The organism is Flavobacterium sp. WC2430, assembly GCF_040822075.1.
GTDB lineage: Bacteria > Bacteroidota > Bacteroidia > Flavobacteriales > Flavobacteriaceae > Flavobacterium.
Window position 1 is genome coordinate 3,014,048 of the sequence record NZ_CP162007.1, and the last position, 15,603, is coordinate 3,029,650.

The 15,603-nt window shown below is 33.1% G+C and carries 10 protein-coding genes; all 10 read right to left on the reverse strand.

Annotated elements, in window-relative coordinates; all coding sequences use genetic code 11:
• Window positions 1-51 precede the first annotated feature (51 nt).
• The gene (locus AB3G36_RS13160) at window positions 52-1,383 is read right to left on the reverse strand and encodes a sugar MFS transporter (protein ID WP_367753474.1); all 1,332 of its coding nucleotides are present in this window, start codon (window positions 1,381-1,383) and stop codon (window positions 52-54) included.
• Window positions 1,384-1,497: 114 nt separating this feature from the next.
• Window positions 1,498-2,220 (reverse strand): copper homeostasis protein CutC, encoded by a 723-nt coding sequence (locus AB3G36_RS13165; RefSeq protein WP_367753476.1) that lies wholly within the window; start codon window positions 2,218-2,220, stop codon window positions 1,498-1,500.
• A 160-nt stretch (window positions 2,221-2,380) separates the two neighbouring features.
• On the reverse strand, window positions 2,381-3,976 hold the full coding sequence (locus AB3G36_RS13170) for a SusD/RagB family nutrient-binding outer membrane lipoprotein (RefSeq protein WP_367753478.1): 1,596 nt from the start codon (window positions 3,974-3,976) through the stop codon (window positions 2,381-2,383).
• A 2-nt stretch (window positions 3,977-3,978) separates the two neighbouring features.
• Complete coding sequence (locus AB3G36_RS13175; RefSeq protein WP_367753480.1) at window positions 3,979-7,053, reverse strand: SusC/RagA family TonB-linked outer membrane protein; 3,075 nt, start codon at window positions 7,051-7,053, stop codon at window positions 3,979-3,981.
• 786 nt (window positions 7,054-7,839) lie between these two features.
• Window positions 7,840-8,202 carry an endonuclease/exonuclease/phosphatase family protein gene (locus AB3G36_RS13180; protein WP_367757937.1) on the reverse strand — a complete coding sequence of 121 codons (363 nt, stop codon included), beginning with the start codon at window positions 8,200-8,202 and terminating at the stop codon, window positions 7,840-7,842.
• Window positions 8,203-8,226: 24 nt separating this feature from the next.
• Entirely contained in the window at window positions 8,227-8,469 is a 243-nt protein-coding gene (locus AB3G36_RS13185) for a hypothetical protein (RefSeq protein ID WP_367753482.1), read from the reverse strand.
• Window positions 8,470-8,679, reverse strand: a complete 210-nt coding sequence (locus AB3G36_RS13190) for a hypothetical protein (protein ID WP_367753484.1) — start codon at window positions 8,677-8,679, stop codon at window positions 8,470-8,472.
• A 192-nt stretch (window positions 8,680-8,871) separates the two neighbouring features.
• On the reverse strand, window positions 8,872-10,776 hold the full coding sequence (locus tag AB3G36_RS13195; RefSeq protein WP_367753485.1) for a six-hairpin glycosidase: 1,905 nt from the start codon (window positions 10,774-10,776) through the stop codon (window positions 8,872-8,874).
• Window positions 10,777-10,907: 131 nt separating this feature from the next.
• Window positions 10,908-12,935 carry a glycoside hydrolase family 97 protein gene (locus tag AB3G36_RS13200; protein ID WP_367753487.1) on the reverse strand — a complete coding sequence of 676 codons (2,028 nt, stop codon included), beginning with the start codon at window positions 12,933-12,935 and terminating at the stop codon, window positions 10,908-10,910.
• A 7-nt stretch (window positions 12,936-12,942) separates the two neighbouring features.
• Window positions 12,943-15,588 (reverse strand): glycoside hydrolase family 3 N-terminal domain-containing protein, encoded by a 2,646-nt coding sequence (locus tag AB3G36_RS13205; RefSeq protein ID WP_367753489.1) that lies wholly within the window; start codon window positions 15,586-15,588, stop codon window positions 12,943-12,945.
• Between the last annotated feature and the right edge of the window lie 15 nt (window positions 15,589-15,603).

Below are 15,603 nucleotides of genomic sequence, written 5' to 3' on the forward strand. Positions count from 1 at the left end.
AAAAACTAAACTTAAAATAAATTCAATTAAATTAAAGCACTGTTTTTATTTTTACTTATTCTTTAAACCTACCTTATGACCTGCTATGGCATAATATAAAATTATAATATAACAAGGCAATAAAATCCAATATCCCTTAGTAGATGCCGTAGCCGTAGCTAAAGCCTCATTCATTCCTTGAGCAATAAATTGGGCTTTATTAGAATCTACCAACTTACCATATAAAGGTGGAATTATAGCTCCTCCAGAAATTGCCATAATTAACAATGCCGAAGCTGTTTTTGTAAATTTTCCTAAACCATTTAATGTTAAAGGCCATATTGCTGGCCATATTAAAGCATTTGCAATTCCTAGTGCAGCAACAAATAAAATGGATGCAAATCCAGAAGAAAACACAATGCAAAAGGAAAGAACAATGCCTAAAATGGCACTTATTCTTAATGCTAAAGCTTGAGTAATGTATTTTGGAATTAAAAAAACACCCAATGTATAAGTTGCTACCATAGCCATTAAGGTAAAAGTGGTGAAAAATTTAGCATCAGCGACAGGAAATCCTAAAGAAATACCATACGCAATAATTGTATCACCAGCAATAACTTCAACACCAACATACATGAAAAGTGTTAATACCCCTAACCATAAGTGAGGAAACTGAAAAATACTTGTTTGTGTGGTTTCTCCATCATTTACTTTTTTTATTGGTTCCGCTTCCACATCAGGTAAGGGAGCCTTTCTTATCAAAACACCTAACACAAATAAAACAATTGCCATTACTAAATAAGGAATAACCACACTATCGGCCATTGTATCTAGTAATTGTGTCTTTTCGCTAGCATCTACTACATTTAATTTCTCTTTAACCTCATCAATACCAGATAATAAAATGGCTCCAAAAACAAGAGAACCTAAAGCTCCTGCTACTTTATTAGCAATTCCCATTATTGAAATGCGTTTAGCGGCACTTTCAATAGGCCCTAAAATAGTTATGTATGGATTTGATGCCGTTTGTAATAAAGTCATCCCTGCCCCTTGAATAAAAATACCTGATAAAAACATCCAATATGTTCTTGCTTCGGCTGCTGGTATAAAAACTAAAGCGCCAAATCCCATTATAAACAAACCTAATGACATTCCTTTTTTATAACCAACCTTTGATAAAATATAAGAAGCAGGTAAAGCCATAATGACAAAAGAAATATAAGATGCTGAGGCGACCAAAAGAGATTGCGCCGAAGTTAATTCGTTTATGGTTTTCATAAATGGAATTAATGCGCCATTAATCCATGTAACAAATCCAAAAATAAAAAATAATCCCCCAATTATCATAATTGGAATTAATGTGGTGTTTTTTTCCTGAGTTGATGATAAAGTACTAGCTGACATATATATTATTTTAAAAATTTAATTTTATATTATAATGTTCAAACCATTTATAAAACGATTTGAATCTAAATCTTATCTCTGAAATTCTTATTCTTTCGTTTTAACTTTAATTATCTAATTTATACTTTCTAAAATAGATTTAATTTTATTATAATCAGACTGAATAATTATGTGTTCATCAAAAAAAATACTATTATTCATTGGGATTTTTACAACCTCAATTCTATTAATAATTGATGAAGCTGAACAATGAATTTCTTTAAAACCAGCTGTTTTAAATAAGCGCGCATTTTCGATATTAATTCCACCTGCAGGCAGTATTATAAGTTTATCCTTTGCTATTTCATTTAAACTTTTAAGATATTCTATACCTTTTTCAGCTGTATTATTACCTCCTGACGTTAAAACCCTTGTAACTCCTATATCAATTAGTGCTTGTAATGCTTTGTGAGAATTTTCAACCTGATCAAAAGCCCTATGAAAGGTAAATTCTAAAGGCTTTGACAATTCAATTAATTCTTGAGTTCTTTTATTATCAATTGTATTATTAGCGTGTAAAACACCTGAAACAATACCTTTACAACCTAATTTTCTACATATAATAATATCCGCTTTCATGCAATTAAATTCCTCATCAGAATAGTTGAAATTGCCACTTCTTGGTCGGATTAATACATGAACAGGTATATCAACTTCCTCTAAAACGTTTTTAAGTAAACCATATGAAGGTGTTATGCCTCCCACAGCTAATTCAGAACATAATTCAATGCGATGTGCTCCGCCATTTTGTGCATTTATAGCTGATTGATGTGACGATGTACAGATTTCTAACAACATATTTTTTAAAATAAAAATTAATTCACAAAAAATTATTACCCCTAAATTTCTAAAAAATTAAATAGAAAAGAAGTTTTTTTTATACGCAAGTAAACTAGTTAAAAAGTTAAAAGGAGAGTTTCCTCTCCTTTTAACAGAATTACTTTTCTGAAACAAAATATTATTTATCCCACCACATTTTTGTAATCCAAGTGTCTCCACCCATGTTAGAAACAGCTTGAGTATAACTGGCAGTATTATTACTTCCTTCTGTTGAAGGATAAATTTGCCTTCTAGGAATTTGTCCTGAACTAAAGTTTCCAGGGTAATTTACTGGAGTAAGAACAGGAAAATCAGATCTTTTCCAGTTATTCCAAGCTTCAACCCAGTTTCCAGTTAAACCAGCTGTAGCCCAGATTTGCTCATTAATCATTTTTAAAGAAGCAGCAGTTGAAGTTATGTTCAAAGGGTGTGCCGCAGCATAAAATACAGCATCTGCATTTGTAATTTGAGTTCCACCAAATTTATTCAAAGTTACCATTGCTCCAACTAATCCATTATTGAAGTATTGAGAAGCAGTTCCAGAAACAGAATAACCTCTTACAGCAGCCTCAGCCATTAATAGTTGTACTTGTGCGTAAGTAAGAATAAAAACTGGAGTAGTTCTATTCCTATACATAGGAGTAGGTCTAGAATAATTACCAATTGCAGCAGCATCAGAACCTGAACCTGAAGCACCAGGATAATTCGGCTCTAAACTTACATCTCTAGATCCTCCTTTAGTATCATATCCATTAGGAAAACCTATTTGAGCAGTTGTACTTGTGTTTCCTCCTGTATATAAATAATTTGCAGTAAGTCCCGCAGCTGGAACTTCGGCTACAACAGGAAGACGCAAGTCATTGTTTGATTTCAAATAATCAATCAATGTTTTTGACCAGCGAACTTCATAAAGATCCGCAGATACAGTGAATGAAGCACCATTACCATTATCAAAACCATCAGCATCATCAGTAGGAGAAATAGCTTCATCAGCGACAGAAGCAAAAACACCCCCTGCAGCCGCTTTTTCAGCATATGTTTTAGCGGTTGCAGCATCGGCAGCAGTTAATCGCATTGCCATTTTCAACATCAATGAATACCCAAAAGAACGCCATTTCGCTACATCACCACTATAATAAATATCACTTGTTGGTTTGTCTTTAGAAACATCCAAAGTCATAATTGCAGCATCTAAATCAGCTAACATTTGAGGATATAAATCTTGTTGCTTGTCGTATTTTGGTTGAGAAACACCTTGATCTAACATTAAAGCTTCTGAATAAGGAACGTCACCGTATACATCTGAGATATAAGAAATAGCCATTATCTTTACTATTTTTCCAATAGCAGCTAAATTTGGCATGTTTTTTTGAGTTGCTAATATGGACATTTGATTTGCTGTTGAAGCCGCGGTGTAAACGCCATTCCAAATTCTTTGATCATAATCAGAAGTACCACTAGTGGTCACATATTTATCACCACCATCATAATAATTAGCTCCTCCTGTTGAAGGCGATGCCAAAAGTTGAGCCCACATACTTTGAAATAAGATTGGACCTTCGTAACCAACAGTTCTTTGTCCATAATCATAAAGAGCTCTTGGTAAAAGTAGATTTGGATCAAATATTTCTGAACCCGCTTTAGTTGGATCTGTATTAATTTGTTCGAAATCACTATCGCATGAAATTAGCAAACCACTAACGACCACGAATAATATTTTAATATATTTAGTCATAATTATTTTATTTTAAAGTTAACATTTAGACCAAAAGACCTTGTTGAAGGTAAACTAGTCCCTTCAATTCCATAATATTTAACGTTAGAACCAAAACTACTTTCTGGATCAATATTATCCGCTTTACGCATTAGGATGGCAAGGTTTCTAGCTACAAATGAAATATCAATTCCTTCTAAGAATGAGATTTTACCCATTACCCTTTTTGGGAAAGCATATCCAAATGATAATTGTCTCAATTTGATGAAATCTCCACTCACAACACTTGTACTTGTAATGTTACGAGCTTCTGCTTGATAGAAATCTTCCGCTGAAGCAGTAATTCCACTATTTGTAACTCCTGTTTCTCTCCCAACTAATGTAGCTTGGTTCAATCCTCTTATACGAGAATAGTATTCAGTTGCAGAAATTACTTTATTACCATAGTTGAAATCAATTAAGAATGCCAGATTAAAGTTTTTGTATTTGAATTCATTATTCCATCCACCATAAAATGTTGGTAAAACGGAACCGAAATTTTTAAACTCACCTCTTATTGGTAATCCAGCAGCATCAACTTGAATACTTCCGTCTGCATTGTATGCATAATCATATGCTCTGATTTGTGGCCCAGCAGCGCCTACAACATAAGCTGTAACAGCATTTCCTAGGGTTCCACGGTTACTTCCTAAAACGATTGGAGTGGCATCCGCATTAGTAGCTAATACTTTATTTTTAAAATTTGTTGTATTTAAACTAGTTGTCCAAGTAAAATTATCTGTTTTTACTGGTACACCAGTTACAGCAATTTCTAGCCCTTTATTTTCTATAGAAGCACTTGCAACTACACCTGTAGCAAATCCAGTAGATCTACTATACTCTGCATTCAAAATCTCATCATGAGATGTTTTCTTGTAGTAAGAAGCATCAAATGTTAACCTACTTTTGAAAAATCTAAGTTCCAAACCTACTTCTACCTCGTCTACTGTAAATGGTTTTAAAAGAGTAGGAAGCGTAGATGGAATAGAACCCGTTGCATAACTTACTCCATTATTCACTAATGAATTCCCTGAATTGAAATACAAAGAATTAGCGTAAGGAGTTGCTTCACCACTTGTTACTGCATATGATAATCTTAATTTACCGAAATTTAATGCATCAATATGTAATAAATCGTTAAAAACAAATGCTCCTGAAACCGAAGGAGTAAATACTCCATTTTCTGTTGAAGCAGCGGAAGACAATGAAGAATAAACATCGTAACGTCCTGTTGTAGATAATGTTAAATATTTTTTATATCCTAAATCAAAAGAATAAAACGCAGAGTGACTTTCACTACCAGTATAGTTATATTCTCTATTAATATTAACTACATTGTTTGGCGTATATAAATAAGGTAAAACAAATGGACCTCCTCCTATTTTAATTCTTTCATATTTATTTTGTCTAATATTAGCACCTGCTAACGCATCTACTGAAAAATCTTCCGTTATTTTAAATTTAGCACCAAAAAGTCCATCCAAATTTAACTCTGAACGAGTAGATTGCCCTTTACTATCTAAACTTCCTTTTTTATTAGTAGTATAATCTAATCCCCATGGATTAACACTAAATTCTGTATCATTAGAAACATCATTTCCTAATCTTACCATTGCATAGATATTATCTGTAAAGCTATATTTAGTTGATAATACAGAAATGGTTCTTTTTCTTGTAGGATCTTCAACACCTTGATTCACTATAAAATAAGGATTTGTCACATAATTATCATCGCTAAAAACAACTTCCGCACCAGTTACAGGGTCATAACCTGGAGCAAAAATATTATGATCTACGTTAGGAGCTAAGAATAAAAAGTTATTTGGATTTTTAGGACCATCACTTAAAAAAGGTCTGTTTTTTGAACTTTCATCTGTATAATTAACAGAAGCAGCTACATTTAACTTACTTGTAATATTTTGATCCGCACTTAAATTGATTGTAGTACGTTTAAGACCACTATTTGGCACAATAGATTTCGAATCTAAATTAGATACTGACAAACGAAAAGCACCATCCCCCATTCCTTTAGAAACAGAAAGGCTATTTGTAAGGTTTGTTCCAGTTCTATAAAAATCAATATAACTTTCTTTTGCTTTACTATATGTATATTGTTTACCATCAAAACCAATTACTGAACTACCATCTAATCTACCTCCCCAAGAATTTCTGTTTGAAGCTAATGCCGCTCCAGCGGTCAAAGGTTTTGATCCCCCTGTACCTTGACCGTATTGATCTTGAAAATCAGTATAATCAACTGGTGCATCGGCCATAAAATTTGAATTATAAGTAATAGAGTAATCGCCACCCTTTTTACCTTTTTTAGTAGTTATGATAATAACTCCATTTACAGCTCTAGATCCATAAAGTGCAGAAGCTGATTGCCCTTTAAGAACAGTCATTTTATCAATATCATCAGGATTGATATTACCAATACCATCTCCTTGATCCGCTCCACCCCATTCTCCAGCAGAACCTCTTTGAGTATTATCAATTGGAATACCATCAATTACAAATAAAGGAGAACCTCCACTAGTAATTCCTGATATCCCTCTCAAAAGCACTTTTGAAGTTCCACCAGCACCACTATTGGTCCCTCTAACTACAAGACCTGAAACACGACCTGCTAAACCATTGGCTACGTTCGTTTCTCTAGCTTTGTCTAGGTTATCACCACCTACAGTCGTTACAGCATACCCTAATTTTCTTTGATCTTTAGAAATACCCAAAGCCGTTACAACGACTTCACCTAACTGATTTGCATTTTCTACTAAGGCTACATTTACAGTTGTTGAACCAGAAACGGTAACTTCTTTTACAACATAACCTAAATAAGTAAACACTAATATTGCTGACTTATTAGGTACTTTAATACTGTATTTCCCATTCAGATCTGAGGACACACCATTTGCTGTTCCTTTAACATTAACATTTGCCCCAGGTAGCGGAAATCTACTTATGGCATCTGTTATTGTTCCCGATACTGTTGTTTGAGCTTGAACGCCGTGAAAACTGAACAAGCATAATACAAACAGTACTTTTAGCACTTTTTGAATCATAAATTTAATTTTTAAGTTAATAGATTGTTTTTTAAGTTAATCATAAGTTAATCATAAGTTAAAAGTAAGGATACCTCACATAAACTATATCATAATTTCGACCAATAACATTTTTTAAAAGGTGTTGGGTTATTTTTAATAAAATTATAAGACTTATAACTCATGATTAAGCCTTTTTTGTTAATTTTTCAGATATATTTTAATGCAATTTTAAGATATAATAAAAAAGTAAAATTCACCTCAAAAGCACAGAAACGTTAACAAAATTTAATCGAAATTAATAAAAACACGTTTATGAAGAAATTATAAATGTTAAAATTTTAAACATCAAACAACTTTTACATTTTTTAATAAAACGTTATAGTTTCACGATAAAAAAAAATGATTTTGATTTTATTTCTCTTAAAAAATTAAAGAAATAATTACATCAAAAAATATTAATATGATTATATTATTGACTTCTAAAAAAATATTTTTAAACGTATGAATTTTAAAAAAAATTAAATTAATAAACAAGAACTTGTTTTTTTTGAGAAACCTTTAGGAATGGTAGTGTATTAAGAAAAATTAACTTTTGCAATAAATTAAACCAAAAATAGTATGTACCCATTGAGGATTGCACTAACCAATTCAAAAATATAACTTGAAAAAGTATCAAAAGACATTATTCCCTATTATAAAAACAAAAGTTACACAATAAAACTAAAGTTTATTGTGTAACTTGAATACTTGAGATAATAAGATATTTTTTTTTTAGTAAAAGTTAATAAAATTACATCATTCAATTTAAGGAATTTCTATCTCAATAAAAACAGGTAAATGATCTGATGGATATTTAGAATCCTTCGAATCACTTAATACAGCAAATTTTTGAACTTTTATATTTTTTTTACTGGCAAAAATATAATCTATTCTCTTACTTACTGGTTCGTTAAACACAAATCCGTTAAAAGTCCCTGAAGGACCAAAAGGTTTTGCAATACTTATTGTTTTGGAATCGTTTAAAACGGTTGAAAGATATTCTATAGGTTTAGATGTCGGTTCTAAATTAAAATCACCAGTTAAAATAACAGGTAAATTCATCGTATTGAATTCATTTATCTTATTAACAATAAGTTTAGCGCTTTGAATCCTGGCTTGATCACCAATGTGATCAAAATGAGTATTGAAAACCTAAAATTGTTGTTTTGTTTTTAAATTCTTCAATAAAACATAAGTACAAATGCGATCCATTGAAGCATCCCAACCAACAGAAATTTTATTTGGTGTTTCAGACAACCAGAAAGTTCCTTCTTTTACTGCTTTTAATTTATTTGTATTGTAAAAAACAGCACTGAATTCTCCTTTTTTCATTCCATCATCTCTACCTACACCTGCATATTTATAATCGACAAAAGTGCTGTCTATATAAGCCACTTAATGGTACAATCCTTCTTGAATCCCAAAAACATCAGGACTGTAAAAAGCAATTTGGTCACATAAATAATCTTTTCTTTTTGACCACTGATTTTCTCCGTCTCTAGCATTGTCATATCGAATATTATAAGTCATTAATTTATAATTTTGTCCAACAACCATATTTGGCAAAACTATTAGAGCTAAAACGAAATAAATTATTTTTTTCATTATCTAAAATATTTAATGGGTTTAATTTGAAATGTTTGATAAGTTCGTAAACCTAATAATTACAGTTTATTTTTAAATTTTCTTACTTTTAAGAAATTGAAAATTTTGTGTATTTAATTTCTGAAAATAAAATACCTATTAACAATAATGCCAAATATTACTTTTTTCTTATCCCTATATATCTACTTAGTGCTAATAATTTCTTGCTGAAATAAAAACATCATCAATAAAATAAGATGATAATTTTTGTTTTTCATCAGCTCCTTTTAATGGAGGATAATCTACTTCATTTGGGGTCTTCCTGTTAGGAACATCTGTATAAGCTCCAGTTCTGAATGAAATTCGCTCTACCGATTTCACAGCCATTACTGCAGTAAGATTCTCATTTATTAATTTCCCATCGATGGATATTGAATAATTACCGATGCCATTGGTGTTATATTCAATTTTAAAAGAATACCATTTATCTAAATCGAACTTCAGTAAAGGTTTCATTGCTGCCCCAGCTGCTGCTTTGATATATCCATCAGTATCAAAAGAAATTTGTACTGGTCTATTACCATATTTATCAGCAATATCAATATCAAATTGAGTCGTATCAGTAGCAACAACTTTTACCTTGAAACTTGCTGTAACTGTTTTCCCTTCCTGAAATACACGTATTGCACGGCAATAATCATAAGGATCCTCATCATTCATTTGCAAGATGTGATTGCCATAGTTTTCTTTTATCAAACTTGCTTTTGCCCACATTGGAGAATGAATATTCCAATCGATTATGGAGCCATTAACATCCATTTTTTCAAAATCATCGGTAACATCTACATTTACTTTGTATTTGATAGGTGCTGGAATTCGTGATATCCACATGTCTTCCTTATTCATGCTGTAGGTCATCCACATATCTGTACCTGGAGGGTTCCCATTTCCAGGAGTAATTCCACGCATGTAGCACGGACCAAAATCCTTCCATATACCGTAAAATCGTCTTACTGGAACTTCGGGTTGAACAAGAAGTAGATTGTCATAAATAATTCCGTCATCACTAGTAACAATTGATAATGGAAAACGATATTGTGTTTGGTCAATTGGATTATACGAAATTGCATATCTCCCATCATCCGTTTGTTGTCCCCACATTTTACCGCCAGACATTACCAAAGTATTTGCTTTTACAGGATCCGAAAAGGTTTTACCACCATCATCAGAAAGTGCTGAAAAAGATTTTTTCCAAAGTCCAACAATCTTACCGTCTTTTCGCTTATACCAGTTAAAAGCCTGTTCGCCCTTGTTAAAAGAATAAAAACCATCCACTCCCTTATCTTCTTCAAACCATTGTAAGGTCATTAATTTATTATCCAAAAGAGCATCACAAGCGGCAAGAAATCCTTTGTCATTTGATTTTTTATAGAATGGATAGGAAGTATTGGATCCATTCCAATTGGTTTGGCTGTCGTATCGAATAAAATAGATAGGGCCCATGGTTCCATCTTTATAGATTTCGCGTACAACGCGCCCGATACCATTTTCTTTAAATGGATTTTCGGTATGTCCATAAAAAGCTAAAGTAAGCAAGCGACCATTGGGTGCCACATAAAACCCCATACGTTGGTGCATCATATATCCAGTTGAACCTTCAGGAATTTTTACGCCTTGTGGTGCTTTGTAAGGAGGGAAAATTTCTTTAGGAAAACTCCATTTTTTCCCATCCTTTGAAGTAATCAACATGGTATGAACTGGTGCTCGGTGTTCGTCCTTTTCTCCACTTATATACTGTTGATAAAACTGGCCATTCCAATAAGCCAGATTAGATGCATGATTATAAGTCCAGCCGTATCCATCACTTAATTCAGGATGGGTACGGTTTGCACGCAATGTTTGAATATTTTCTACTCCAATAGCATATTGTAAACCAGCTTCATGGGTAAATGGATCAATGTGTATACCTCCAATATAGCGTACAGGTTCACTGATACTTCCCGTTTGAGCATTTGAATCATAAAAATTTAGAACTAAAAGAATCATAACATATTTTACTACCGTGATTTTTAGTAGTGAAACTAATTTTATTTTTTTAAGGGTTTCTATCATTTTCATGTTTTGTATTAAATTTTTGTTTATTTCTACTTTTATTTATAAAACTATTTGGGGACCTTTCTTGATTGTCAACAATCATCTTTAGGGTCCCCAAACAGTTCTTTATTTCAAAATATACTTGATTATTAAAACTATTTAATTAGTGTAAATCTTATAGCCTGACCACCACCAGCAGCCAATTTAATGTCTAACACACTATTTGCATCTACTTCTTTTTGAGTAATTGAGATTTCTTGTGGATTTGTTTTCCAATCTGCATTAGGTCCATCTCCATAAATTTCAGCACGATATTTTTTTCCTTTTTCTAAAAATGATAAAGAAACTTTTAAATCTCTTGCATTCTCATCAGATATACTACCTAAAAACCAATTGTCACTAAACTTATCTTTTCTAACAATTGTGATATAATCTCCAATTTTGCCGTTAAGAATTTTTGATGTTTCGCAATCGGTACCAAAATCTTCAAAAAATTTAAATGCTGGTTGGTCTTCATAATTTTCAATCAAATCTGAAGCCATTTGTAATGGACTGTATAAAACTACAAATAGAGCTAGTTGTTGTGCTATAGTGGTATTTACTCTAGAAGTTCCATTGTCAAGATCATTCCATTTTACTCTATTTTTGGCATTTTTATATAAAATATCAAATATTCCTGGAGTATAATCAAAAGGACCGCCCAAGCCTCTAGTAAATGGTATGATAGTATGATGCTCCGGAGGATTACCAGAACTCCAACCGTTCCACTCCATTCCTCTTGCCCCTTCTCTAGTCATAAAATTTGGATATGTTCTTCGGAGACCTGTCGCTTTTATAGGTTCATGAGCATCAATCATAATATGGTATTTGGCTGCAACTTTTACTACGGCATCATAATGATTAACCATAAATTGTCCGTGATGAAATTGACCGGGTGTTTGTATTCCACCTGCATAACCTGTTTTCAAGGTTTTAACTCCTATGTTATGAAACATAGAAAATATCTTGTCAAAATTATCTTGAAATGCCTGTGCATCGCCTCCAGTTTCTACATGACCTATGTAACTAACATTGTTTTCTTTTGCATAAGCTGCAATTCCATTCAAATCAAAATCGGCGTAGGGTGTTACAAAATCAAAAGCTCCTTTTTTACCCCAATTTTCCCATCCGGTATTCCAACCTTCCGTTAATACACCTTGAATGTTATGTTTTTTTGCAAAATCAATATATCTTTTGGTATCTATTGTGTTCGCACCATGACGTGGTCCCATAGACCAAGTTTGAGTCCCAATATGCATTCCCCACCAAATACCTATGTATTTCATAGGTTCAATCCAAGAGGTATCTTCTATTTTATTAGGTTCATTTAAATTCAAAATGGTATTTGATGCTACTAAATCGGCTGCTGTATCAGTAATTAAAATCGTTCTCCAAGGTGTTTCCATCGGTGCAGTCGTTTTCACCTTTACTCCATCTGGCCATGGCACTAAATTACATTCGAATGAAAGTGGATCCGTCTTAGATTTCAACAAAGTCATATCGGCATAATTGGTCAAATTTGCTTCGTGAATACTGGCAAAAAAACCATCCGTTGTTTCGAATGTTATAGGCGTATTAGCAGAAGGAACGTCAGACACCAAAGCTTTTTTATATAACATTTCATAGGAATCAAAATTGGCTGGATTGTACCAAGCAGTATGATTTTTTATAAAATTAAACTGAGTTAACTCTTTGGTTATATTGATGCTATCAACTCCTTTTTGTTCTGGAATTTCATACCTAAATCCTACTCCATCATTATAGACTTTGAAAATAATATTCATCTTTCTTTTCAAGCCTTCTTTCTCTTGCAAATGAACTATAAGTTTATTGTAATCATCAACAATTTTTTGGTTTTCTCCCCAAACCTGCATCCAAGTAGTATTAGAATGACTGTTTTCAAAACCAATAATTTCTAAATTTTTATCTAATGATTGCGCTTCTTTAAATTCAAAACCCAATTTTGAAGCTTTGATAAATGGTTTGTTTTTAAACTTTACAGAATATTGAACAGCGTCAACATTCGCTTCAATACTAACTTCTATATGTTTGTTTGGAGATTTAACTTTTAAAGCATTGCTTTTAGTAAAACTGGCTAGAAATACTATAAAAAACAAGGGGTAATATTTTCTTAAATTTTTCATTTGAATATTATTTTACCACCGTAAATTTTGTTTTTAATAAATCTGTTGAATTCCCTCCAACCATCACTTCAAAATCACCTGGTTCTACTACTCTTTTCATCTCACGATTCCATAATGCTATTTCATCAGCAGTCAATGTAAATTCTAGGTGTTGGGTTTCACCTTTTTTAATGAAAATACGTTTGAAACCTTTTAATGTTTTTCTTGGTGTAGTTACAGTACTATAAATATCATTAATGTACAATTGCACTACTTCGTCTCCGTCATAATTACCCGTATTTTTAACATCGATACTTACTTTTATTTCTCCATCGATTTTAATTTCATTGGTATTTAAAGCTAAATTCGAATATTCAAAAGTCGTGTAACTTAATCCATATCCAAAAGTATATAACGGACTTTCACTCTCACTTACATATCGATGTATTGCTGATGGTTTTTGATTGTAATAAATTGGCAATTGCCCAACCGATTTTGGAAAAGTAATCGGTAATCTTCCTCCTGGATTGTAATCGCCAAATAAAACATCGGCAACAGCTTTTCCTCCAGCTTCACCTGGAAACCATCCTTCAACAATAGCAGGAATATTATCATTAATCCAATTTACAGAAAGCGGACGACCATTTAACAACACACAAACTACTGGAGTTCCTGTTTGCTGAATTGCCTCTATCAATTCTTGCTGCATTCCGTGCAAGTCTAAAGTAGCAACATCTCTATTCTCTTCTACTAATTCATTCGATTCTCCTAACACTACAATAGCAACATCGGCTTTTTTAGCAATATCAATGGCGGGTTGCAAGTTGATCTTATCTAAGTTCCAACGCAAATGGGCTCTGGCTCCCCAGCCTCCTTCCCACATTTCGATGCGGACTTTGTATTTTTTACCTGCTTCAATATTTTTGGGAGTCGTAACGATACTCGTTGCTCCTTTGGTCCAGTTGTCAATAACCAATTGATCGTCCACCCACATTCTGATTCCATCATCAGAACTTAAACCCAACCATCCATCAAATGATTTTTCGGATTGGATATAACCTGTCCAACGAATCGAGAAATCATCATCATTCACTCCTGCCCCTGGATTCCAAGGCCAGTCAAATTCCAACTGACTATCAATTCGAGTCAATGCTGGCGTTCCTTCTATATTTCTATTATTGAAATATTCTCCTTTTAATCCGTGTTGCGAACCATCAGGTGTAAATAAATATTTGGATGGAATTATTTGTCCTTTTACAATTAGTGGAACTCCTTCTTCATAAAGTACATTAGCCTTATCGCCAACCACTTGTTGAATTCCTTCTAAAACAGTAGTTCCCACTTTATTTTTTACAGCATAACCACCCAATCTTGACTCATTGGCATTTGGTCCAATAACTGCAATGGTTTTGATATCCTTACTAAGAGGCAATAGGTTGTTTTGATTTTTCAACAATACAATCGATTTATGTCCTGCTTCTAAAGCTACTGCTTGGTTTTCTTTCGAATGAAAACGTAACTGAATTAAATTTTTATCGGTGTATGGGTTTTCAAAAAGTCCTAATAAAAACTTCAAACGCAACACACCTCCCGCAGCACGGTCAATATTTGCCATGGTTAATTTTTTCTCGTTTACCAATTCAATTAGTGTTTGTTGCCAGAACTCATTGGTAAAATCATAAAACTGCATATCTACACCAGCTGCAACCGCTTGATGAATACTTTCTTTTGGAGAATCGGTAACATAATGCGTCGTTTGAAGGTATTTTATCGCACCCAAATCAGAAACAACAATTCCTTTAAAACCCCATTCGTCTCGCAAAACATCCGTTAATAACCAATGATTTTCAGCACAAGGAATTCCGTCTAATTCGGAATAAGCACACATTGTTCCCAAAGCACCACCTTTTGTAAATGCTTTTTCAAAAGAGGGAAGATGATCTTCACGCGCCGAACGCTCTCCAACTAAAATAGGAGACGAATTTCCTCCAGCTTGCGGAATTCCGTGAACAGCAAAGTGTTTTGGCTCAGCAATTATAGAACGGTCAGAAGTTAAATCATCTCCTTGCATTCCTTTAATCATTCCCAATCCAATTTCGCTATTCAAATACGCATCCTCACCAAAAGTCTCCGCTACTCTTCCCCAACGCGGCTCACGGCCTAAATCTAAATTGGGGCCTAAACCAAAATGAACGCCGTGAGCTCTGGCTTCCGTACCAATAACTTGCCCCACTTTACCCATTAAATTGGTATCCCAAGTAGCTCCTAAACCAATATTCATTGGAAAAGCCGTACTTCCTTCATCTAAATAACCGTGAAGCATCTCACACATAATCAGCGCTGGAATTCCCCAACGGTTATTTTTAATTACTTCTTTTTGAAGATCATTAATCATTTTTGCCGAACGCGGATAAATATCGTGAATAGCACCTATTCCCAGTTTTCCAATTTTAGCATCCGATTTTGTTTTCGAAAAATCTTCATTTTCTTTAAAGTATTCGCCTTTGTACATATCCATTTGACGCACTTTCTCTTCCAAACTCATTCGGCTCAACAAATCTTGCAGTCTATTTTCGACAGGAAGTTTAGCATCTTGATAAGGATATTTTTTTTGTGCAAAGCCTTGGTTTAAAAAACCGAGTAGCATTACTAAAATAAAGGGTATTCTTTTCATTATTTGGTGGTATTT